Origin of the sequence: Comamonas sp. w2-DMI (assembly GCF_040187735.1) — a bacterium.
GTDB lineage: Bacteria > Pseudomonadota > Gammaproteobacteria > Burkholderiales > Burkholderiaceae_C > Comamonas > Comamonas terrae.
The window spans coordinates 135,439-158,302 of the sequence record NZ_JBANEL010000012.1; the positions used below are offsets into that span (position 1 = coordinate 135,439).

General features: G+C 66.2%; 23 protein-coding genes. 20 read left to right on the forward strand and 3 right to left on the reverse strand.

Annotated elements, in window-relative coordinates; genetic code table 11:
* Positions 1–147: 147 nt before the first annotated feature.
* From fliF to fliR, 13 genes are all read left to right on the forward strand, one after another.
* Entirely contained in the window at positions 148–1,830 is a 1,683-nt protein-coding gene (fliF, locus tag V8Z74_RS14320; protein ID WP_349709718.1) for a flagellar basal-body MS-ring/collar protein FliF, read from the forward strand.
* A gap of 182 nt (positions 1,831–2,012) precedes the next feature.
* Entirely contained in the window at positions 2,013–3,008 is a 996-nt protein-coding gene (gene fliG, locus V8Z74_RS14325) for a flagellar motor switch protein FliG (RefSeq protein WP_349709720.1), read from the forward strand.
* The gene (locus V8Z74_RS14330) at positions 3,001–3,810 is read left to right on the forward strand and encodes a FliH/SctL family protein (RefSeq protein WP_349709721.1); all 810 of its coding nucleotides are present in this window, start codon (positions 3,001–3,003) and stop codon (positions 3,808–3,810) included. The genes fliG and V8Z74_RS14330 overlap by 8 nt, the downstream gene beginning before the upstream one ends.
* A gap of 76 nt (positions 3,811–3,886) precedes the next feature.
* Positions 3,887–5,254 carry a flagellar protein export ATPase FliI gene (gene fliI, locus V8Z74_RS14335; protein WP_349709748.1) on the forward strand — a complete coding sequence of 456 codons (1,368 nt, stop codon included), beginning with the start codon at positions 3,887–3,889 and terminating at the stop codon, positions 5,252–5,254.
* A gap of 53 nt (positions 5,255–5,307) precedes the next feature.
* Positions 5,308–5,772, forward strand: coding sequence for a flagellar export protein FliJ (gene fliJ, locus V8Z74_RS14340; RefSeq protein WP_349709722.1), 465 nt, complete (start codon positions 5,308–5,310; stop codon positions 5,770–5,772).
* Positions 5,773–5,775: 3 nt separating this feature from the next.
* A complete protein-coding gene (locus V8Z74_RS14345; RefSeq protein WP_349709723.1) occupies positions 5,776–7,155 on the forward strand; it encodes a flagellar hook-length control protein FliK in 1,380 nt (459 codons plus the stop codon).
* Positions 7,156–7,504: 349 nt separating this feature from the next.
* Positions 7,505–8,059, forward strand: coding sequence for a flagellar basal body-associated FliL family protein (locus V8Z74_RS14350; RefSeq protein WP_066483798.1), 555 nt, complete (start codon positions 7,505–7,507; stop codon positions 8,057–8,059).
* 14 nt (positions 8,060–8,073) lie between these two features.
* Complete coding sequence (gene fliM, locus V8Z74_RS14355) at positions 8,074–9,078, forward strand: flagellar motor switch protein FliM (protein WP_066483797.1); 1,005 nt, start codon at positions 8,074–8,076, stop codon at positions 9,076–9,078.
* A complete protein-coding gene (gene fliN, locus V8Z74_RS14360; protein ID WP_066483796.1) occupies positions 9,068–9,502 on the forward strand; it encodes a flagellar motor switch protein FliN in 435 nt (144 codons plus the stop codon). Before fliM ends, fliN begins: the two co-directional genes overlap by 11 nt.
* A gap of 16 nt (positions 9,503–9,518) precedes the next feature.
* Positions 9,519–9,908, forward strand: a complete 390-nt coding sequence (locus V8Z74_RS14365; protein ID WP_349709750.1) for a FliO/MopB family protein — start codon at positions 9,519–9,521, stop codon at positions 9,906–9,908.
* On the forward strand, positions 9,901–10,659 hold the full coding sequence (fliP, locus tag V8Z74_RS14370; protein WP_349709725.1) for a flagellar type III secretion system pore protein FliP: 759 nt from the start codon (positions 9,901–9,903) through the stop codon (positions 10,657–10,659). Before V8Z74_RS14365 ends, fliP begins: the two co-directional genes overlap by 8 nt.
* A gap of 162 nt (positions 10,660–10,821) precedes the next feature.
* Positions 10,822–11,091, forward strand: a complete 270-nt coding sequence (fliQ, locus tag V8Z74_RS14375; RefSeq protein WP_349709727.1) for a flagellar biosynthesis protein FliQ — start codon at positions 10,822–10,824, stop codon at positions 11,089–11,091.
* 25 nt (positions 11,092–11,116) lie between these two features.
* Positions 11,117–11,881 (forward strand): flagellar biosynthetic protein FliR, encoded by a 765-nt coding sequence (fliR, locus tag V8Z74_RS14380; RefSeq protein WP_066483792.1) that lies wholly within the window; start codon positions 11,117–11,119, stop codon positions 11,879–11,881.
* A 99-nt stretch (positions 11,882–11,980) separates the two neighbouring features.
* On the opposite strand, the gene V8Z74_RS14385 is transcribed toward fliR, so the two are convergent.
* Together V8Z74_RS14385 and V8Z74_RS14390 are read right to left on the reverse strand one after the other, a co-directional pair.
* The gene (locus V8Z74_RS14385) at positions 11,981–12,610 is read right to left on the reverse strand and encodes a response regulator (protein WP_066483791.1); all 630 of its coding nucleotides are present in this window, start codon (positions 12,608–12,610) and stop codon (positions 11,981–11,983) included.
* Between the two features lie 43 nt (positions 12,611–12,653).
* Positions 12,654–13,775 (reverse strand): hybrid sensor histidine kinase/response regulator, encoded by a 1,122-nt coding sequence (locus V8Z74_RS14390; protein WP_349709730.1) that lies wholly within the window; start codon positions 13,773–13,775, stop codon positions 12,654–12,656.
* A gap of 110 nt (positions 13,776–13,885) precedes the next feature.
* Here V8Z74_RS14390 and V8Z74_RS14395 point away from each other — a divergent pair, with 110 nt between their 5' ends.
* From V8Z74_RS14395 to V8Z74_RS14425, 7 genes are all read left to right on the forward strand, one after another.
* Positions 13,886–14,338: a hypothetical protein gene (locus V8Z74_RS14395; protein ID WP_349709732.1), complete on the forward strand. Its 453-nt coding sequence runs from the start codon at positions 13,886–13,888 to the stop codon at positions 14,336–14,338.
* Positions 14,339–14,389: 51 nt separating this feature from the next.
* A complete protein-coding gene (locus tag V8Z74_RS14400; RefSeq protein ID WP_066483819.1) occupies positions 14,390–14,752 on the forward strand; it encodes a response regulator in 363 nt (120 codons plus the stop codon).
* A 41-nt stretch (positions 14,753–14,793) separates the two neighbouring features.
* A complete protein-coding gene (locus V8Z74_RS14405; protein WP_349709734.1) occupies positions 14,794–16,959 on the forward strand; it encodes a chemotaxis protein CheW in 2,166 nt (721 codons plus the stop codon).
* A gap of 102 nt (positions 16,960–17,061) precedes the next feature.
* Positions 17,062–17,550, forward strand: a complete 489-nt coding sequence (locus V8Z74_RS14410; protein ID WP_066483787.1) for a chemotaxis protein CheW — start codon at positions 17,062–17,064, stop codon at positions 17,548–17,550.
* Between the two features lie 112 nt (positions 17,551–17,662).
* On the forward strand, positions 17,663–18,493 hold the full coding sequence (locus V8Z74_RS14415) for a CheR family methyltransferase (RefSeq protein WP_245633467.1): 831 nt from the start codon (positions 17,663–17,665) through the stop codon (positions 18,491–18,493).
* 54 nt (positions 18,494–18,547) lie between these two features.
* Positions 18,548–19,294, forward strand: a complete 747-nt coding sequence (gene cheD / locus V8Z74_RS14420; protein ID WP_066483786.1) for a chemoreceptor glutamine deamidase CheD — start codon at positions 18,548–18,550, stop codon at positions 19,292–19,294.
* 17 nt (positions 19,295–19,311) lie between these two features.
* Positions 19,312–20,415: a protein-glutamate methylesterase/protein-glutamine glutaminase gene (locus V8Z74_RS14425; protein ID WP_066483785.1), complete on the forward strand. Its 1,104-nt coding sequence runs from the start codon at positions 19,312–19,314 to the stop codon at positions 20,413–20,415.
* Between the two features lie 144 nt (positions 20,416–20,559).
* Here V8Z74_RS14425 and V8Z74_RS14430 read toward each other — a convergent pair whose 3' ends face one another.
* Entirely contained in the window at positions 20,560–22,437 is a 1,878-nt protein-coding gene (locus V8Z74_RS14430; protein WP_349709737.1) for an ATP-binding cassette domain-containing protein, read from the reverse strand.
* Positions 22,438–22,864 lie beyond the last annotated feature (427 nt).

The window sequence follows — 22,864 nt, forward strand, 5'->3', positions numbered from 1 at the left end:
ATGACGTGATGGTAGGGAACCGGCGCAACGGCAGCCGGGGAATAAGTGGGTCAAACGGCGCGCTTATCGGGGGAATGTGGAAGGCCTCAATCCGAATAATCCACTGGACGCTAGACCCTGTGTGGGGTCTGCCCATATGGAACCAAGATGTCTGCTGTTGCCGAAGTCCCCGTCCCTACTGCTACCCCTGTTGCCCGCCCTGCCGTGATGCAGCGCTGGACTGCCATGGACCGTGGCCAGCGCATGCGCTGGGGCGGTGTGGCGGCCCTGGTCGTGGTGGCCGCGGCCGCGGCGGCGCTGTTCTATCGCCAGCCCGACTACAAGCTGCTGTTCTCCAATCTGAGCGACAAGGATGGCGGCGCCATCGTGGCCCAGCTCACGCAGATGAACGTGCCCTACAAGTACACGGAAGGCGGCGGTGCCATCCTGATTCCGTCCGATCGCGTGCATGACGTGCGCCTGAAGCTGGCCACCCAGGGCCTGCCCAAGGGTTCGGTCACGGGTTTCGAGCTGATGGAAAACAGCAAGTTCGGCATCACCCAGTTCCAGGAGCGGCTGAATTTCCAGCGTGGCCTGGAAGGCGAGCTGACCCGCTCCATCCTGGCCCTGAATGCGGTGCAGAGCGCGCGCGTGCACCTGGCGCTGCCCAATCAGAACGGTTTTTTCCGCGAGCAGCAGAAGCCTTCGGCCTCGGTGCTGCTGACGCTCTATCCGGGCCGTGTGCTGGACCGTGCGCAGATCGCCGGCATCGTGCATCTGGTGGCTTCCAGCGTGCCCGAGATGGCGCCTTCGGCCGTGAGCGTGCTCGATGATTCGGGCAAGCTGCTGTCGCAGTCGCCCGACGGCAGCGCGGGCAGCGTGGACATGCAGCAGCTCATGTACACGCAGCAGATCGAGCAGCAATACGTGCGCCGCATCCTGGACATCCTGGAGCCCGTGGTGGGCAAGGGCAATGTCAAGGCTCAGGTGTCGGCCGAAATGGATTTCAGCCAGACGGACCAGACGCTGGAGCAGCATCGCCCCAACCAGTCACCCGAGGGCGGCGCCATCCGCAGCCAGCAGGTGGTGGAGAGCAACGGCGAGCAAAAGCCGCCTCAGCCCACGGGCGTGCCGGGCGCGACCAGCAACCAGCCGCCGCAGAATGCGACGGCGCCCATCAATGGCGCCAATCCTGCGCCCCAGGCGGCAGCCCAGCAAGCCGGTGGCGGTGCCACGGGCAGCAAGCGCGAGTCGATCACCAACTACGAGGTGGACAAGACGGTGCGCGTGACGCGCGGCAGCACGGGCAGCATCAAGCGCCTGACGGCTGCCGTGGTGGTGAATGCGCCGCAGGTCATGCCGGCCGGCGACGCCGCCACGGCCACGGGTGCCGCGGCGGCCAGCAGCGGGTTCAAGCCCCTGACCGCGCAGCAGCAGGAGCAACTGCTGACCCTGGTGCGCGAGACCGTGGGCTACAGCGCCGACCGCGGGGATTCGGTCAATGTGGTCAGCGCACCTTTTGTGCAGGATGCCCAGCCGGCCGAGCTGCCGCTGTGGCGCCAGCCCGAAGTGCAGGAAATGGCCAAGAGCCTGGGCATTCCGATCGGCCTGGCGCTGTTCGGTGCGCTGGTGCTGCTGGGCCTGGTGCGGCCCATGCTCAAGAACCGCAAGCTTGCCAAGCTCGATGCCATTGCGGCCGACGACCTGGAGCGCCCGGCCCTGCCGGCGCCTGGATCGGAGCTGGGGCCGTCGCAGGAGCAGTTGCGCCTGGAGCAGGCACGCCAACTGGCCAAGCAGAACCCGATTGCGGTGGCGAACATCGTCAAGACATGGATCAACGGTGACGCGTGACCCCCTGAGCGGCTGGCGCCATTTTCCATCGCAGGGTGCGGCACTCTCGCGGCGGAGCGGCGCAGCCGGCCGGGACCTTTGCGTGGAACTGCTGGCGAAAGAGGTCATGCAGGCGGCACGGGCGGGTCTGCGGTGTGGACGGACGGCTTTGGACGGAATAACGGAATACAGAGAGCGCGAATATGGATGATCGAGGCCTGAACGACGCCGCCATTTTGTTGGTTTCCCTGGGGGAAGAAGAGGCGGCCGAGGTGTTCAAGCACCTCACTCCCAAGGAAGTGCAGAAGCTGGGCGAGACCATTGCGCACATGCGTGGCGTGACGCGCGAGAAGGTCGATTTCGTGATCGACCGCTTCACCAACGATGCGGCGGCGCAAAGCCTGCTGGTGGACGATGCCAGCGACTATGTGCGCTCGGTGCTCAAGCGTGCGCTGGGCGACGACAAGGCGGCGCTGCTGATCGACCGCATCTTGCAGGGCAGCGACATCTCGGGCATCGAAAGCCTCAAGTGGATGGATCCGCTGTCCGTGGCCGAGCTGCTGCGCGGCGAGCATCCGCAGATCGTGGCGGCCATTCTGGTGCACCTGGAGTACGAGCAGGCGGCAGCCGTGCTCATGCAGCTGCCGGAGCGCTTCCGCAGCGAGGTCATGCTGCGCGTGGCCACGCTGGAAGGCATCCAGCCCACGGCGCTCAAGGACCTCAACGAGGTGCTGTTCAAGGTGCTGGCCGGCGGCGACAAGGTGCGCAAGACCTCGCTGGGCGGTGTCAAGGCCGCGGCCGAGATGCTCAACAATATGGCGGGCAACGCCGACGTGGCGGTGCTGGACACGATCCGCAACTACGACCCCGAGCTGGCCCAGAAGATCATGGACAAGATGTTCGTGTTCGACGACCTGGTCAAGCTCGACGACCGTTCGCTGCAGCTGGTGCTGCGCGAGGTGGTGACCGAGACGCTGATCGTGTCGCTCAAGGGCGGCTCCATGGAGGTGCGCGACAAGATCCTGGCCAATATGTCCATGCGCGCGGCCGCAGCGCTGCGCGAGGACCTGGAAAGCCGCGGCCCGATGCGCCTGTCCGAAGTGGAAGCGCAGCAGAAGGAAATCCTCAAGGTCGTGCGCCGTCTGGTCGAAGAGGGCCAGGTGAAGATCGGCGGCGGCCCGGAGGACAGCTATGTCTAATCCGGCAGCCCGCGCGCATTCGCGCTTCATCCCGCAGGAGGAGATCGACGACAGCAGCGTGGTGCGCTGGCGCTTCGGTGCCGTCGATGCTCCGGGCCTGCTGCCTCTCGGCGCACCGGCAGCGCTGCAGAATTTCTCCACCTCGCTGCTTCCCGCGGCGGCCGCCGTGGAAGAGTCCATGCCTGAAGAGGCCGAAGTCCAGGCTCCGGCCCGGGACGAAGCGCAGCTCGAACAGATGCTGCAGCAGGCGCGTGCCGAAGGCCATGCCCAGGGTCTGGAGCAGGGCCTTGCCCAGGCCCGGCAGGAATGGCAGCAGCGCATGGACGACTATGTGGCCGGTGCCGGCCGCAGCCACGCCCAGCGCGTGGATGCCGTGATCGAAGGGCTGGATGCCAGCTTCCGGCAGCTGCAGGCCGGCATGGCCCAGGAGCTGCTGCAGCTGGCATGCGACATCGCGCGCCAGGTGGTGCGCCAGGAGCTGCGCAGCCAGCCCCAGGCCCTGCTGCCCGTGGTGCGCGAGGCGCTGGACATGCTGGTGACCGAGGGCCGGCCCGCCACCATCCGCCTGAATCCCGCCGACTACGAAGCCCTGGACGAAGCGCTGCGCAGCGAATATGGCGCGCACAGCCGCATCCAGTGGCTGGCCGATGCGGGCCTGTCGGCAGGCGATGTCAAGGTGGAGTCGAGCGGTGCCGAAGTGGATGCCGGCCTGGACAAGCGCTGGCGCCGCGCCGTGGCGGCGCTGGGACTGGTATCCACCTGGTATGGGGCGGACAAGGGCGGAGACGGCCATGACCGCTGAATCCCCGCAGCAGAGCGCGGCCATCGGCGCGGCCGAGCAGGCCCGTCCGGGCCAGGCCAATCCCTGGCAGCAATTCATGGCCAATGCGCGTGCGCGCTACGACGGTGGTGTGGCACTGGAATGCCAGGGGAGGCTCACCCGCCTGACGGGCCTGGTGCTGGAGGCGACCGGCCTGCGCGTGCCCGTGGGCGCCCAGTGCTGGATTGCTCAGAACGGCATGGAACCGGTGCTGGCCGAGGTCGTGGGCTTTGCGGGCGAGAAAGCCTATCTCATGCCGGCCGGCGACATCCAGGGACTGTCCAGCGGCGCCATGGTCACGCCCGCCGCGCCCTTCATTCCCGTGCCGCAGTTCGGCGCCGGTGTGGAACCCGCGATTTCCCAGACCGTGGGCGTGCTGCGCCTGCCCATGGGCGACGGACTGCTGGGCCGCGTGGTGGATTCGCAGGGCGTGCCGCTCGACCATGGCGGCGCACTGGACGGCGTGACGGCCCAGGAGCTGGACCGCAATCCCATCAATGCCATGGACCGCGACCCGGTGCGCGAGCCGCTGGATACCGGCGTCAAGGCCCTGAATGCCTTGCTCACCGTGGGCCGCGGCCAGCGCCTGGGCCTGTTCGCGGGCTCGGGCGTGGGCAAGTCGGTGCTGCTGGGCATGATGGCGCGCTACACCCGGGCCGATGTCATCGTCGTCGGCCTGATCGGCGAACGCGGCCGCGAGGTCAAGGAATTCGTCGAGGACATTCTCGGCGCGCAGGACCGCAGCCGTGCCGTGGTGGTGGCCGCCCCCGCGGATGCGCCGCCCTTGCTGCGCATGCAGGGCGCCAGCTACGCCACGGCGATTGCCGAATATTTCCGCGACCAGGGCAAGCATGTGCTGCTGCTCATGGATTCGCTCACCCGCTATGCCATGGCCCAGCGCGAGATCGCCCTGGCCATTGGCGAGCCGCCGGCCACCAAGGGCTATCCGCCGTCATGCTTTGCCAAGCTGCCGGCGCTGGTCGAGCGCAGCGGCAACGGGCTCAACGGCGTGGGTTCCATCACCGCCTTCTACACCGTGCTGTCCGAAGGCGACGACCAGCAGGACCCGATCGCCGATGCGGCGCGCGCCATCCTGGACGGGCACATCGTGCTGTCGCGCGCGCTGGCCGAGACCGGCCATTACCCGGCCATCGACATCGAGCAGTCGGCCTCGCGCGTCATGCACAACGTGGTCTCGCGCGAGCATTTCGAGCTGGCCCGGCGCTTTCGCGCCACGTATTCGCGCTACCAGCAGGGCCGCGACCTGGTGCAGGTGGGCGCCTACGTGGCGGGGTCGGACCCGCAGATGGACGAAGCCATCCGCCTGCAGCCCGGCATGACGGGATTTCTGCAGCAAAGCATGTTCGAGTCCGCCAGCATGGACGAGAGCGTTTCGGGCATGGCCGCCGCCATGGGAATTCGGTAACCGCGCCGCCACAGCCATAGGCCGCCGGCCGGTGCAGAAAGAAAGAGTGCAGCATGTCGTCTCTGAACGCCTTGGTGATTGCTATCGATGCGGCGGGCCGCAAGCGCGATGCCGCGCGCCAAGCCGTGCAGGAGCGCCAGCGCGCGCTGCAGGCCGGCCAGGCGCAGATGGATCAGCTGCAAGGCTATGTGCAGGAAATGCACGGCCGCTGGGGCGCGCAGGAAGGCCAGGCCGTGCAGCCTGAAGTCATGCACCACCAGTACCAGTTCATGGAGCGCTTGCAGCATGCGATCGGCTTGCAGACCAAGGTGCTGGCCGACTTGGAAATCCGCCTCGAAGCCGCGCGCCAGGCGCTGATGGCGGCCGAGCTGCGCGTGAGCAGCCTCAACAAGGTGGTGGAAGTGCGCAAGCGCGACATGGCGCTGGCGCAGATGCGGCGCGAGCAGAAGGAAACCGACGACCGCGCGGCCATCCAGTTTTTCCGGCGCAGCTTCGGCTTGCAGTTGCAGGAGATCTAAGACATGAGCGATACCCGCATGGATGCCGCACGCAGCGGCGAGAGCAAGATAAGCAAGACCTTGGGCCAGATGCTGGCTGGAGTGCGCAGCGCCGCTGTTGCCGGGACTGGCTCAGCAGAAGGCGTAGCTGGCGAGATAGACGTGGCCGGATTTTCCGCAGTGCTGGCCACCATGGGCTTGCCTGGGGATGGAGATGTGCCGGCCCTGACATTGCCTGCCATGGGCGATCAGCAGCTTCAGCCATTGCAGCCGGGTGGCGAGCCGATGGCTGTTGCCGGCCTGCTACCCATGCAAGGGCATATGCCCTGGATGAGTCTGATCGGCCAAACTGCTCAGCTGGACGGCAAGGGCGATGCCGATTTACGCCAGGGGGTTGCCGGCGACTTTCTGTCCGGCCATGGCAATGCCGGCCTGCTGGCCCAGCGCCAGGCGCTGGCAGCCGGTGCCCATGCGGCCTTCATGGCACCTGCCCTGGAGGCTGCCGCAGGCAAGGCCGGACAGGCTGGCGCAGATGGGGCTGCCAATGCGGCTGGGCAGGCCGTGGCCGGCAGCCTGCCCCAGGACGATGCGGCCAAGCCCGGCGGGCTGCAGGATGCCCTGACGGCGGCGCAGCTGCCGGACGAGCGGCAGGCCGATGCCCGCGGCGCGGCCCAGGCCCTGGAGGCTCGGGCCGAGCATGGCCTGCAGTTGCGCCCGCAGGCCGGCCAGGGCGGCGTGGCGTTGCAGGGCATGGCGGCCGTACCGCCGCAGGAGCTGGAGCAACTGCAGCAATGGCTGAAGCCCGCACGCGCTGGCGCGCAGGAGGCGGATGCCGCCACGGGCAAGGCTTCGGCCGTGGAAGGGCTGCAGGCCGGCCATGGCATTGCCGCAGCCATGGGCGCCGCGCATGCGGGTGCGCAGGGCGGTGGCCAGGAAGCCTCGGCGTTTGCCCAGCCTCCGGCGGATGCGCAGGCCGCGGCTCCCAGCGAGCGCGAACAGGAAGTTTCCGAACAGGTGGCCTTCTGGGTGCACCAGAAAAGCCAGAACGCCGCGTTGACGATCGAGCACGAAGGCGCGCCGATCAAGGTGCAGGTGCAGCTGCAGGGCCAGGAGGCCCATGTGCGCTTTGCCGCCGACGATGCCCAGGCGCGCGACTGGCTGGGCAGCGGCGAGCAGCAGCTGCGCGAGCTGTTGCAGGCCCAGGGCCTGCAGCTGGCGGGTGTCTCGATTTCGGCGGATGGCGCAAATGCCGGCGACTCCGCCCGGTCCGGCAGCCAGCCGCAGGAGCGCGCCATGGTGCGCATGGGCCGGGTGCAGGTGGGCGTGGACGGCCTGGCGGCCGCCGATGCCGGCCAGGCGCGGCGCACGGGCGAGCGCGCATCCGGCGTGGATCTGTTTGTCTGATTCTTCGGATTGCTTCTGAAAAAGGAGCTTCTGGCGCCTGTCCATATTGTGGTCCATGGTGAAAATGCCATGAAATCTTGGTGTGGCAGGCGGAAGCAGCTCCTTTTTTGATGGCGCCCATGCGCCTGTGCGCGTTGGCCGCATGCATCGTGGATACGTTTGGGGAGAGGGCGCGGGCCCCCAAGGCCGCCCGCAGCCCTGCGCCCCAGAACCACGGAGAAAGCGGGATTTGGCGCGTTTATTCGGGCGATGGCACCGCAGGCAAACGCCGAATAATTCGGGCATGGACCTCTGCCGTGCCCTCCGTGGGGCAATGGTTACGGGTTCTCTTTAGTGAGGAATTTCCGCCGTGCCCGCCACTCCAAATGCCGCTGCCCCTGTCGCCCCCGCTCCTGCCAAGAGCAAGAAGCTGATCGTCATCGTGGCGGTTGTCGCGTTGCTGGCCATCGTGGCTGCCGCTGCCTATGTCTGGATGCTGCAGCGCCAGCACAGCGGCGCTGACGAGGATGGCGCCGCTGCGGCCGAGGCCACCGTGCCCACCTTTTTGCCGCTGGACAACATGGTGGCCAATCTCTCCGATCCCGGCGGCGACCGCTTTGTGCAGCTGGGCATCACGCTGGAGCTGGCCGACGAGAAGACGGCGGCCACCGTCAAGCAATACCTGCCCAGCATCCGCAACGGCATTCTGATGCTGGTGTCCCAGCGCACGGCCGACGAGCTGCTGACGCGCGAGGGCAAGGAAAAGCTGGCGTCCGACATCCAGTCCGAAGTGGCCGCGCCCCTAGGCTACGGCGCCAAGACCAAGAAGCGCGAGCGCGATGACGACATGGACGAGGACAGCCCGCGCCGCGCCCGCAAGAGCCCGGTGCGCCGGGTGCTGTTTTCCAGCTTCATCATCCAGTAAGCAGTGGGGGGTGCATGAGCGATTCTTTTCTTTCCCAGGAAGAAGTTGACGCCCTTCTGGAGGGCGTCACGGGCGAAAGCCAGAAATCCGCCGTCGAAGAGGTGGAGGCGGGCACGGTCCGCCAGTACAACATTTCCAGCCAGGAACGCATCGTCCGCGGACGCATGCCGACCATGGAAATCGTCAACGAGCGCTTTGCCCGCAACTTCCGCATCGGCCTGTTCAACTTCATCCGCCGCAGCCCCGAGATTTCGGTGGGTACGGTCAGCGTGCGGCGCTACAGCGCCTTCCTGCGCGAGCTGGTGGTGCCGACGAACTTCAACATCGTGGCCATCCGCCCGCTGCGCGGCAACGGACTGGTGGTCTGCGATCCCTCGCTGGTGTTCGGCGTCATCGACACGCTCTACGGCGGCAGTGGCCGGCTGCAGACCCGCATCGAGGGCCGCGACTTCTCGGGTACCGAGCAGCGCGTGATCAACCGCCTCGTGAACGTGATCTGCGAGGAATACAAAAAGGCCTGGCATGGCATCTATCCGCTGGAACTGGCCTACCAGCGCTCGGAAATGCAGCCGCAGTTCGCCAACATCGCCACGCCCAGCGAGATCGTGGTCTCCACCGCGTTCCAGCTGGAGATCGGCGACATCACGGGCTCCATCCACATCTGCATGCCCTATGCGACGCTGGAGCCGATCCGCGACGTGCTGTACTCCTCCACGCAGGGCGATGCCATCGAGGTCGACCGCCGCTGGGTCAAGGTGCTGACGCGCGAGATCCAGTCCGCCGAGGTGACGCTGGTGGCCGAGCTGGCCCGCGCCGATGCGACCGTGGAGCAACTGCTGGCCATGCGCCCGGGCGACTTCATCGAGCTTGACCGCGAGCCGCTGATCCGCGCCTCCATCGGCGGAGTACCGATTTTCGAGTGCCAGTACGGCACGCACAACGACAAATACGCAATCCGCGTCGAACACTGCCTGCGCGGCAGCGATTCGGGCTGGATGGGAGAAAGCAATGGCAACTGACGACACGAACAAGCCCGAAGCAGACGATCCGTTCTCTGGCTGGGCCGAGGCCCTGGAGGAACAGCGCCAGCACGACGATGCCCAGACCGATACCTCGGAGCAGGGCGGTCCCCTGACGGGCGAGGCAACCCGCCCCTACGGCGGCACCGACGTGCCGGTGCACGACATCAACATGGTGCTGGACATTCCCGTCCAGTTGTCGGTGGAGCTGGGCCGCACCAAGGTGCCGATCAAGTACATCCTGCAGCTGGCCCAGGGCTCGGTGGTGGAGCTGGACGCCCTGGCCGGCGAGCCCATGGACGTGCTGGTCAACGGCTACCTGATCGCCCAGGGCGAAGTGGTGGTGGTCAACGACAAGTTCGGCATCCGCCTGACCGACGTGGTCACGCCATCCGAGCGCCTGCGCCGGGTCAGCCGTGGTTGACAACGGCGCCGTCTCCATGTGGCCCACGCTGTCGCTGGTCGTGCTGTTCGTGGCCGCCATGGCCGCGCTGCCCTGGCTGCTGCGCCGGCTGCAGGGCAAGGGCGGCGCGGGTGGCATGCTGGGCAAGATGCGCGGCGGCCAGGGCCTGCAGCCGCGCGTGCTCGGAGCCGTGGGCGTGGGGCCGCAGCAGCGGGTGGTGACGGTGGAAGTCGGCGAGGGCGCGCAAGGCGTGCGCCTGGTACTGGGCGTGACGGCGCAGCACATCCAGTGCCTGCATGTGCTGCCCAGGGAGGCCGGCGCTGACGCAGGCCCTGCCGCGGGCGGCTTCTCCGATGCCATGGCGCAGGTCGAGGCGCAAAGCCGGCGCCAGGCCGCTTCTTCCTTCTCGGAACCGGGAAATGTCTAAATCTTCGAATCGTTGGGCGTCCCCCCGCTGGCTGGCCTCGTTGGCCATGCTGGCGGCGCCGGCCGCCTGGGCGCAATCCGCCAGCCTGCCCCTGCTGGTGGGCCAGAGCGGCGGCGGCAGCAGCTACTCCGTGCCTATCCAGACGCTGCTGTTCTTCACGGCGCTGTCGTTCCTGCCGGCCATCCTGCTGCTGATGACGGGCTTCACGCGCATCGTCATCGTGCTGTCGCTGCTGCGCCAGGCCATGGGCACGCAGTCGGCGCCGCCCAACCAGGTGGTGATCGGCCTGTCGCTGTTCCTGACCATGTTCGTCATGGGGCCCACGCTGGACAAGGTCTACCAGGACGCCTACCTGCCCTACACCACGAACGCCATCACCTTCGAACAGGCCGTGGACAAGGCCGAGGCGCCCATGCGCAGCTTCATGCTCAAGCAGACGCGCCAGTCCGATTTCTCCCTGTTTGCCCGCCTGGCCAAGCTGGATCCCGGCGTGACGGCCGAAACCGCGCCGCTGCGCGTGCTGGTGCCGGCCTTCGTGACCAGCGAGCTCAAGACGGCCTTCCAGATCGGTTTCATGATCTTCATCCCGTTCCTGGTTATCGACATGGTGGTGTCGTCCATCCTGATGTCGCTGGGCATGATGATGCTGTCGCCGGTGCTGGTGGCGCTGCCGTTCAAGCTCATGCTGTTCGTGCTGGCCGACGGCTGGAACCTGCTGATCGGTTCGCTGGCTGCGAGTTTCTCTGTGTGACCCCCCTGAGCCGCTTCGCGTCTTCCCCCAAGGGGGACGACGGCCTTTGCTGGGGCAGCCCATGCTGCGGGGCGGCCCTTGCTGGCCGTCCCGCGCTTAGGCCGTGCCAGTTTCCGATGCAGCGGGAAACATGTAGCGCTGTGGATTATTGAGAGCAAAACCATGACCTCCCAATTCGTTCTGACCTTCGGCCGCGAGGCCCTGACCCTGCTGCTCATGATCGCCATGCCGGTGCTGGGCGTGGTGATGGCCGTGGGCCTGCTGGTGAGCATCTTCCAGGCCGTGACCCAGGTGCATGAAGCCACGCTGGCCTTCGTGCCCAAGCTGCTGGCCGCGCTGGCGGTGTTCGGCGTGGCCGGACCCTGGATGCTGTCCACGCTGGTGGACTTCATCCGCCGCACGATCGAGAGCATTCCTTCGGTCGTGGGCTGAGCGCCCCTGGCCTGCAAGAGTTCCCGTGGTATCCATCAGCGAAGCCCAACTGGTCGCCTGGCTGTCGCCGGTGCTGTGGCCGTTCGTGCGCGTGCTGGCGCTGTTTTCGGTGGCGCCGGTGTTTTCGCAGCGGGTCATCCCCATGCGGCTGAAGGTGGGGCTGGCGCTGCTGGTGGCGGTCTGCGCCCAGCCCGTGCTCGGCGACCAGGCCGTGGTCGGCATCAACTCGCCGCAGGCGCTGGGCACGCTGGTGCAGCAGGTGGTGGTGGGCATCTCGGTGGGCTTTGCCGCGCGCCTGGTGCTGGCCGCCATGGAGGTGGCCGGCGAGGTGATCGGTCTGCAGATGGGCCTGAACTTCGCATCCTTCTTCGACCCGGTCAGCAATGCCCAGCTCAGCGCCGTCGCGCGCTTCATGGTGCAGATCGCCACGCTGCTGTTCATCGTGATCAACGGGCACCTGCTGGTGCTGATGGCCGTGCTCAAGAGCTTCCAGGCCTTTCCGGTGGACGGCAACTTCCTGCAGGCCGTGGCCCAGATGCGCCTGTACGAGATGGGGTCGGCCGTATTCGCCAGCGCCTTCTGGATCGCGCTGCCCATGATTGCCATGCTGCTGTTCGTGAACCTGGTGCTGGGCATCATCTCGCGCGTGGCGCCGCAGATGAACATCTATGCCGTGGGCTTTCCTGTCACGCTGACCACGGGCCTGATCGGGATGGTCGCCACCCTGCCCCTGCTGGAGCAGCCTCTGCTGGCCTTGCTGCAAAAAGGCTTGACGGTCTTCGGTGTGTGAAAACCATAGCGGCAGGCGCTTGCCACGCCGGCATTTCAGTCGTAAATATCGCTTGACTGCTTGTGGATATGCCGCAAGCTGCTTTCTTTTATATAGCGTCTAAATCAGATGGTTGCGGATGGCATAGGCCGTCAGCTCGGCATTGCTGCTCATCTGCAGCTTTTCCAGCACGCGGGCGCGGTAGACGCTGACGGTCTTGGGACTGAGCATCAGCTCCTGGGCGATATCGGTCAGCCGCTGGCCGCTGGCGATCTTGATCAGTGTCTGCAGCTCGCGCTCGGACAGGGCCTCGTGCGGCACGGGCGCCGCGGGCTGGGCCAGGCTATCGGCCAGCATCTGCGCCACTTCGGCGGTCAGGTACTTGCGCCCGCCCATCACCGTGCGCACGGCCTCGATCAGCTGCATCGGGTCGCCGGCCTTGTTCGCATAGCCCTGGGCGCCGGCCTTGAGGCTGCGCAGCGCGTACTGGTCCTCGGGATACATGGAGACCATGATGACGCGGATCTCCGGATGGGTCTCGCGCACGCTGGCCAGCACTTCCAGGCCGTTGCGCCCCGGCATGTTGATATCGAGCAGCAGCACGTCGCAGGCGGCCGTGCGCAGCTGCTCGCGCAACTCGGCATAGCTGGCCGCCTCGGCGGTGACGGTGATGTCGGTGGCCTCGGTCAGCGTATCGCGGATGCCCCGGCGCAGCACCGCATGGTCGTCGCATAGCACCACGTGGATCAAGGTGGGTCTCCCAGAAAGAACAAGGACGGCCGCCAATGGTAGGTCATGGCCGGGTGCCGGCGAGCGGAATCGAGACGATGATCGACGTTCCCCGGCCTGGCTGGCTGCTGACATCCAGCCAGCCTTGCACCGTGCGTGCGCGCTCACTAAGCCCGCGCAGGCCGAAGGATTGGGCTTTGTCGCGCGCGCCTTCGGCCAGGCCCACGCCGTTGTCTGTTACTTCCAGTGTCAGAAAACCTTCCTGGTCGGACAGGTCGATATCCACACGGCTCGCTTGGGCGTATTTGCTCACATTGGTCAGCGCCTCCTGGGCCGTGCGGTAGGCCACGACCTGCAGGGCCGCAGGGAGGTCCATGGATTCGCGGCTGGTGCGCACGGTGGTTGCGACGCCGGTGCGCTGCTCGAAGTTGCGGGCCAGCCACTGCACGGCGGCCACCAGGCCCTGGTCCAGCACGGGCGGGCGCAGGTTGTGCATGATGCGCTGGCTGGCGCCCAGTGCGTGCTCCAGCATCTCCAGCGCGGACGCGGCATGGCTGCGCAGCGGCCCCTCGGGCGCATTGCGCTGGATCCAGGCCAGGTCGAACTTGACCGAGGTCAGCGAGCCGCCGATGTCGTCGTGGATCTCCCGGGAGATGCCGGCGCGCTCCTGTTCGATCGAAGTCTGCAGGTGCTCGGTCAGCTCGGCCAGGCGCTTTTCCGAGGCTTCCAGCTCCTGCACGGCGCGCCGGCGCGCGCGCTTGGCTTCCCAGACTTCCAGCGCGCGCGTGACCACATGCGGCAGGCTGGTGATCTGGTCCTTGAGCAGGTAGTCGCTGATGCCCACGCGCATCACATCCACGGCCGCCGATTCGCCGATGGCTCCGGACAGCAGCACGAAAGGCGGATGCTCGGGCAGGGCGCGCACCAGCTCCCAGGCGTCGAGGGCGGTAAAGCCCGGCAGGTGGTAGTCGGCCAGGATCAGGTCGAACTTCTGCGAACCCAGGGCGTCTGTAACGCCCTGTAGCGTATCCACGACGGTGAGCTCGCACTGCAGCCGCCCGCGCTGCAGGCTGAGCCGCGCCAGGGCTTGATCTGCCGCAGAGTCTTCAATATGCAGGATTTTCAAGGTCTGTTCCAGGAATTGCGCATAGCCAAGAACGCTATCATTAGATACATTTTGGAACATAGAGGTAAGGGATCGTAGAGTCGCGGTTGCAGGGTGCAGTCGGGCCGGCGGTGCCAGAACGTGTAGCGTAGGCGCTGCGCGCGGACAGGTCTATCAGTCTTGGAGTCACCATGCAGCCAATGCAAAAGCCAGCGAATGCGCCTGCAGTCCCCATGCCCGTCATGGTGGCCGCAGAGCTGCAGGATGCCTTGCTGGTGGCCTTGCACGATCTGCAACGGCTCGAAGGCCTGCTCAACCATGCCACGCAGAACCTGCTGGACCGTTTCGACGAAGCCAACGGCCAGCTGGCCGGCCCCGCCATGCCGGCGTCGCAGCCCGTGGCCGCGGCGCGCGAGGCCTTGCGCCTGGCCGTCACCGAGCTGCAGTTTCACGACATGTCCTCCCAGCTGATCGCGCACATCTCCAGCACTTTGCAGGGCTGTGCCTTCCGGCTGGGCGCGGCGGCCATGGGCGCGGACGAATCCGAAGGCGAGGAGGCCGATGCCTGCCTGCCACCCATGCCCGAGCGGCCCAATCCCGTCACGCAAAGCGAGATGGACGCGGGCTCCGTGGAGTTGTTTTGACTCCGTTGCTCGACCCTTACCCCCCTTATTGCCCGTCTGTTGGAGCTGTACATGCGATCGATTCTGGCTGTTGATGATTCCCCCTCGATGCGAAAGATGGTCTCTTTCACATTGACCGGCGCCGGCTTCAAGGTGGTGGAGGCCGTCGATGGGGTGGATGCCCTGGAAAAGGCCAACGCCCAGGGCATCGACCTGGTGCTGGCAGACCAGAACATGCCGCGGCTGGACGGCATCGGCCTGACGCGCAAGCTGCGCGAGGACCCGCGTTTCCAGAAGACCCCGATCCTGATTCTGACCACCGAATCCAGCGATCAGATGAAGCAGGCGGGCCGCGCCGCGGGCGCCACCGGCTGGCTGGTCAAGCCCTTCGACCCCGATCGTTTGATAGAAGTCATTCAGAAAGTGCTCCGTTAAGCCGATAGGTACGGGGAATATGGAAAAAAGCAGGACACACCATGGCGGATCTACACCAAGATAGCGCGAACTCGGGCGCGGATTTCGACCTGAGCCAGTTCTATCAAATCTTTTTTGAGGAAGCGAGCGAGAACCTCGATCAGATGGAGCAGATGCTGCTCAGCCTGGACTTGTCCGCTGCCAACGACGAAGAACTCAACGGCATCTTCCGCTGCGCCCACTCCATCAAGGGCGGTGCGGCCACCTTCGGCTTCTCGGACGTCACCGAGCTGACCCACCGCATGGAAGGGCTGCTGGACCGCCTGCGTCGCCACGAGATCACGCCCATTCCCGAAATGGTGGATGTGCTGCTGGAATCGGCCGACGCCAGCCGCAGCCTGCTGGCCCGCCATCAGGCCGGCGGAGAAGGCGAGCCCCTGTCCACCGCCGACCTGGTGGTGCGCATCGAGACGCTGGCCCAGGGCCTGACGGCCGTGCCGGCAGTGGAGGCGGCGCCCCCTCCGGTTGCGCCCAGGCCGGCCGAGCCCGTGGCCCAGGCACCGGCGGCTGCGCCTGTCGCCGCGCCGGCCAGCGCCGGCCCTGTCGGCAGCGAGCCGCCTGCCGGCGCGCGCGTGCTGCATATCCAGATCGGCCCGCTGGAGCGCCCGGAGATGGCCGACGCCATCAAGGACCTGTTCCGCGACATTCCCGGCCTGGGATCCATCGAGGATCTGCCGGCAAGCCAGCCCAAGAGCCGCCTGTTCCTGGTGAAGACCGTCTCCACCGACGAAGACCTGCTGGACCTGTTCGCTTTCCATGTGGCCAAGGAGCAGGTGCAGATCCAGGCGGCCGTGCCGCTGGCGCCGGCCCAGGTGGAAGTGGCGGTCGCGGAGGCAGCCCCGCCGCACGAGCCCGAAGCGGTGCAGGCCGTGGCGCCGGCATTCGCCGAGGAGGTCTACGGCTTCTTCGATGGCGCCCCGGGCGCTCCCGAGGTGCCCGGCAGCAAGGCGCCGGTGGCCGCGGCTGCGCGCAGCGCCGCCCCCAAGGCGGCCCAGGCCCATATGGAGTCCACCAGCATCCGCGTGGACGTCAAGAAGGTGGACCAGCTCATCAATCTGGTGGGCGAACTCGTGATCACCCAGGCCATGCTGGCGCAGAACAGCCGCGACCTCGATCCTTCGGTCTGCCAGCAGCTGCTGGCCGGCCTGGCCGATCTGGACCGCAATACCCGGGATCTGCAGGAATCGGTGATGTCCATCCGCATGATTCCCATGTCCACGGTGTTCAGCCGCTTCCCGCGCATGCTGCGCGACCTGGCCGGCAAGCTGGGCAAGAAGATCGACCTGATCACGCTGGGCGAAGCCACCGAGCTGGACAAGGGCCTGGTGGAAAAGATCACCGATCCGCTGACCCACCTGGTGCGCAACAGCCTGGACCACGGCATCGAGATGCCCCAGGACCGGCTGGCGGCCGGCAAATCCGAGCACGGCACGCTGACGCTGGCGGCTTCCCACCAGGGCGGCTCCATCGTGATCGAAGTGCGCGACGACGGGCGCGGCATGAACCGCGAAAAAATCCTCAGCAAGGCGCGCGAGCGCGGCATGGATGTCTCGGACAGCATGCCCGACAGCGAGGTCTGGCAGCTGATCTTCGCTCCGGGCTTCTCGACGGCCGACGTGGTGACGGACGTGTCCGGCCGCGGCGTGGGCATGGACGTGGTCAAGCGCAACATCACCTCGCTGGGCGGTTCGGTGGAGATCGAATCCACCGCCGGCGTGGGCATGCGCGTGTCCGTGCGCCTGCCGCTGACGCTGGCCATCATGGACGGCATGTCGGTCGGCGTGGGCGAGGAGGTCTACATCCTGCCGCTGTCCTCGGTGGTGGAGTCCTTCCAGGTCAACCCCGACGACGTGAACACCGTGGCCAACGGCACGCAGCTCGTGAAGGTGCGTGACGAATACATGCCGGTGATCGCGCTGGAGCGCATGTTCAACGTGCCGCGTACCGACGAGAGCCAGAGCAGCAACATCATGGTGGTCATCGAGTCCGATGGCAGCCGCGTGGCGCTGCTGGTCGACGAGCTGCTGGGCCAGCACCAGGTGGTGGTCAAGAACCTGGAGAGCAATTACCGCAAGGTGCCCAATGTCTCGGGCGCCACCATCCTGGGCGATGGCTCGGTGGCGCTGATCCTGGATACCGGCGCCATGGTGCGCCGGGCCCGCCATTGAAAGATCGCTGCACGGGCGGCAGGCGCCAAGCCCGCCGCATCGAACCCTTCACCCCGCGCGCAGGCCGCGCGGGATAAAGAAACAAACGCCGAGGAGCTGACCATGAGCGTGACGAACAAAACCGTAGAAGGCGTGGCCAATGGCGCACGCGAGTACCTGACCTTCCGTCTGGGCCAGGAGGAATATGGCATCGATATCCTGAAGGTCCAGGAAATCCGGGGCTACGAGCAGCCCACGCGCATCGCCAATGCGCCCGAATTCATCAAGGGTGTGGTGAACCTGCGCGGCACCATCGTCCCCATCGTGGACATGCGCCTGAAGTTCAACTGCTCCGAAGCGGAATACAACAGCTTCACCGTGGTCATCATCCTGAACCTGCGCAACCGCGTGGTCGGCATCGTGGTGGACTCGGTCAGCGACGTGATGGAGCTGTCCGCCGAGGCCATCCGCCCCGCGCCCGACATCGAAAGCGCCATCGACAGCGGCTGCATCCTGGGCCTGGGCTCGGTGGGCGAGCGCATGCTGATCCTGCTGGACATCGAAAAGCTCATGGGCAACGTCGACATGGGCCTGGTGGCGACCGCCGCCTGAGGCTGCGGGCCTGCCAGTCACTGAACGAGGAGAAGGCGCCGTGCTGTACCCGGAACGCAACCCCATGGCGGCAGCGCCGGTCTCCGCCGAGGACGACTTTCCCGCCGGGCCGATGTCCGGCGTGGCCAGCCAGGGGCGCGAGTTCGTCTGGTCCAACCGCGATTTCGCGCGCGTCCAGGCGCTTATCTACAAGCGTGCCGGCATCAGCCTGCACGACGGCAAGCACGCCATGGTCTACAGCCGCCTGTCCCGGCGGCTGCGCGAAACCGGCTACGACAGCTTCTCCAGCTACCTGGACTGGCTGGAGTCGCTCAGCGACGGCCCGGAGTGGCAGGAGTTCGTGAATGCACTCACCACCAACCTGACGGCGTTCTTTCGCGAGCAGCACCATTTCGAGATATTTGCCCAGCTGCTGCGCAGCAAGCCTGCGGGTACGCCGTGGAAAGTCTGGTGCAACGCGGCCTCCACGGGCGAGGAGCCTTACTCCATCCTGATGACGGCGGTGGAATCCCTGGGGGCGTCGGCCAATTTCCAGCTGACGGCCAGCGACATCGACTCGCGCGTGCTCAATACCGCGGCCAATGGCGTCTACCGCGCCGACGGCATCAAGGGCATCAGCACGGAGCGCCTGCACCGCTTCTTTCTGCGCGGCAAGGCGGCCAATTCCGGCATGGTGCGCGTCAAGCCGGAACTGCGCCGCATGGTGGAGTTCCTCAACGTCAACCTGATCCGCGACGACTGGCCGTTCCGCGAACCGTTCGACGTGGTGTTCTGCCGCAACGTGATGATCTACTTCGACGGCCCGACGCAGCGCCGCGTGCTCGAGAAGATCCACCGCGTGATGAAACCGGGCGGCATGCTGTTCGTCGGCCATGCGGAGAACTTCAGCGATTCGCGCGATCTGTTCGCCCTCAAGGGCAAGACGGTTTATGAGCGCCAATAGCCGGCAAGAGGCCGGGGTGTCGGTGCAAAAAACAAGGCAAGGCGGGGAGGCTGAATGAATTCGTATTCCTGGTCCTCTCAGGCCGCGGCGGGCAGTCCGGCGCCCCTGGAGCGCCGCCAGCGGCCGCGCGTCCATGCCTATACGGCGGCCGATCATCCGCCACCTGGCGCGCCCATTCCTGCCTCCTCGCTGGAGCAGCTCAAGCGGCAGCCGCGCCAGCCGGGCGAGGCCTCGTTCTTCTATTTCGATCCCCATTTCCAGCACAACGCGGCCAAGGTGCTGCCCGGCGAGTATTTCGTGTCCAACGAGGATCTGGTCATCGTCACCGTGCTGGGCTCGTGCATTGCCGCCTGCCTGTGGGACCGGACCATGCGCGTGGGGGGCATGAACCACTTCATGCTGCCCGAGGGGGACAGCAGCGATGCCTCGGGCCGCTACGGCTCCTACGCGATGGAACTGCTGATCAACGAGATGCTCAAGCTCGGGGCGCGGCGCGAATCCATGCAGGCCAAGATCTTCGGCGGCGGCCAGGTCATGGCCAACTTCACCACCATGAACGTGGGGGAGCGCAATACATCGTTTGTCACCAACTACCTGCATACCGAGCGCATTCCCATCGTTTCCGAGGATGTGCTGGACATCTATCCGCGCAAGGTCGTGTACTTTCCGGCCACGGGCAAGGTCATGGTCAAGCGCCTGGCCCATGCCCATCCGGAAGAGCTGGTACAACAGGAGCGCACGCGCGGCAGCGCGGCAGTGGTGGCTCGCAATACGGCAGGCGGCTCGGTCGACCTGTTTTGAGGAAGGTAGAAGAGGGAATGAACAGGAAAATCCGGGTGATCGTGGTGGACGACTCTGCGCTGGTGCGCAGCCTGCTCTCCGAGATCATCAACCGCCAGCACGACATGGAGTGCATCGGAACGGCCAATGACCCGTTGATCGCTCGCGAGATGATCCGCGAGCTCAATCCCGACGTGATCACGCTGGACGTGGAAATGCCGCGCATGGACGGCATCGACTTCCTGGGGCGGCTGATGCGGCTGCGCCCCATGCCCGTGCTCATGATCTCCACGCTGACGGAGCGCGGCGCCGAGGTCACCATGCGTGCGCTGGAGCTGGGCGCCATCGACTTCGTGGCCAAGCCCCGCGTCGGCGTGAGCAACGGCCTGCAGGAGCTGGCCAGCCAGATCGTCGACAAGATCCGCGTGGCTTCGGTGGCCCAGGTGCGGCGCCTGCCCACGGCGCCCGCCGCCGGGGCGCAGGCTGCGCATGGTGCTCCCTCCGGGCGCCCGGCCGCAGCCGTCAGCCTGCTGGGGCGCGTCTCCACCGAGAAGATCATTGCCATCGGCGCTTCCACGGGCGGCACGGAAGCCATCAAGGAGGTGCTGACGCGCCTGCCTGCCGACTGCCCGGCCATCGTCATCACCCAGCACATGCCGCCGGGCTTCACCACCAGCTTTGCGGCGCGCCTGAACAGCCTGTGCCAGATCACGGTCAAGGAAGCCTCACACGGCGAGCGCATTCTGCCCGGCCATGCCTATATCGCTCCGGGCGGCAAGCATTTCTCCATCAGCCGCAGCGGCGCCAACTATGTGGCCGTGGTCGACGATGCGCCGCCGGTCAACCGCCACAAGCCTTCGGTGGAGGTGCTGTTCAAGTCGGTGGCCGCCTGCGCAGGCCGCAATGCCTACGGCATCATGCTCACCGGCATGGGCGCGGACGGCGCCGCCGCCATGCGCGAGATGCGCGATGCCGGCAGCTACAACTTCGTGCAGGACGAGGCCAGCTGCATCGTCTTCGGCATGCCGCGCGAAGCCATTGCCCATGGTGCGGCCGACGAAGTCCTGCCGCTGCTGCAGATCGCGCCGGCCTTGCTGGCCAAGCTGCGCGGCGGCTCCGACCAGGTGCACCACCGGATCTGACCCGGTATCGGCATAAAAGAAAGAGCGCCTTGCGCTGGATGGCAAAGGGTTTCAGGTGGATTGAGGCCTGAAAACCAACGCAGTCCAGCGCAAGGCGCTCTTGTTATTGAAGGTGAAGGGGCGGCCTTCTAGCCGGCCGGCGGTTCACTCGGACAGCAGCGTCCAGCGCTCCAGTGCCTCCATCAGTTCCTCGTCGATCTGCGCATCGCGCTGGTGCATGGCCACGGCCCTGGCGTTGTCGGTGGCGAACAGCGTGCCGTCGGCCAGCGCTTCCTGGATCTGCTTTTGCTCGGCCTCCAGCGCGGCAATGCGCTCGGGCAGCGTTTCCAGCTCGCGCTGCTCCTTGTAGCTGAGCTTGCGCTTTTGCTTGCCGTCGTTGCGCGGCGCTGCCGGCCTGGGCTCTTCCTTGGCTGCCTTGGGCTGGGCGGCTTCGGCCAGGGCCTTGCTGCGGCGGGACTGCTCTAGCCAGTCGGTCACCCCGCCCTCGTATTCGCGCCAGTGGCCAGGGCCCTCCCAGGCAATCGTGCTGGTCACCACGTTGTCGAGGAAGGTGCGGTCGTGGCTGACCAGGAACACCGTGCCGTCATATTGCTGCAGCAGTTCCTCCAGCATGTCCAGCGTCTCGATATCCAGGTCATTCGTGGGCTCGTCCAGCACCAGTACGTTGGCCGGGCGGGCAAACAGGCGGGCCAGCAGCAGGCGGTTGCGCTCGCCGCCGGACAGGGAACGCACCGGGGAGTGCGCGCGCGCCGGGGAGAACAGGAAGTCCGCCAGATAGCTCTTCACATGCTTTTTCTGGCTGCCGATCTCGATCCATTCGCTGCCCGGACTGATGAAGTCCTCCAGCGTGGCATCCATGTCGATCTGGTGGCGCATCTGGTCGAAATAGGCCACCTGCAGGTTGGCGCCACGGCGTACCTGGCCGCTGTCGGGCGGCAGATCGCCCAGGATCATTTTCAGCAGCGTGGTCTTGCCGGCGCCGTTGGGGCCGATCAGCCCCACCTTGTCGCCACGCAAAATGGTGGCACTGAAGTTGCGCACGATGCACTTGTCGCCAAAGGCCTTGTTCACCTGGCTCAGCTCGGCCACGATCTTGCCCTGGTAGCTCTCGCCCTTGCCCGAGGCAATGTCCATCTGCACGCCGCCCAGCACTTCGCGGCGTGCGGCGCGGTTGGCACGCAGCTGCTCCAGGCGGGCAATGCGGCTCTGGCTGCGGGTGCGCCGGGCCTCCACGCCCTTGCGGATCCAGACTTCCTCCTGGGCCAGCAGCTTGTCGGCCTTGGCGTTGATCACGGCCTCCTGGGCCAGCTGCTCTTCCTTTTGCTGCTGGTACTGGGCGAAATTGCCCGGATAGGAGCGCAGCGCTCCGCGGTCCAGCTCCACGATGCGGGTGGCAATCCGGTCCAGGAAGGCGCGGTCGTGGGTGATCGTCACCACGCTGCCCTTGAAGGACAGCAGCAACTCCTCCAGCCACTCGATGGCATCCAGGTCCAGGTGGTTGGTCGGCTCATCCAGCAGCAGCACATCGGGCCGGGCCACCAGCGCCTGGGCCAGGGCCACGCGCTTGCGGGTTCCGCCGGACAGCGTGCCCACCACGGCCTGCGGGTCCAGGTGCAGGCGCTGCAATGTTTCCTGCACGCGCTGCTCCCAGTTCCAGGCATCGTAGGCCTCGATCTGCGACTGCAGCGCATCCAGGTCCTCGCCTTCGGCTGCGGCCAGATAGCGGTCCCGCAAGGCAATCACATGGGCAATGCCGTCCGATGCGGACTGGAAGATCGTATGCTCGGGGTTCAGGTCGGGCTCCTGCGCCACATAGGTGATGCGCACCCCGCTTTGCACCTGGATCTGCCCGTCGTCGGCCCTGGCCAGCCCGCCGAGGATCTTGAGCAGGGAAGACTTGCCCGCGCCATTGCGGCCGATCAGGCCCACGCGCTCGTCGGCTTCCAGAGAGAAATCGGCATGGTCCAGAAGGGCCACATGCCCGAACGCCAGCTGGGCGTCCAACAAAGTAATCAATGCCATCGTGCGCGCATTATCGGCGGCCTCCGGCAACCCTTCCCTTCATATATGGCGCAAAGGCCTTCTCGGCAGCATCCCGCAGGGATGCTGCCGAGCGGCGGCGCTGGATCGGGCAGGGTGTCGGCATCGACCGCAGGCTCTCCCATGACCTTTTTGTGTCAACAATGGCAAACCTAGGGTTTAACCTATGCTATAGTTCGCTCCATCGCAACACGGCGCCAACGCGCTGCTAGCGAAAAGTCTGGCTGGCGATACTGAAAATTCTGTGTACAATGCAAGGCTTCACTGAGCGAGATGCACTTCGCAGGTGGTTGAAGAAAGTTTGAAAATTCTTTCTGCAAGCGCTAAAAACTGTGCTACAATGCAAGGCTTCGCTGATTGCAGCGAGTCAGAAGAATCAAGCGATTGACTCTTCGGTTCATTAAAAAAA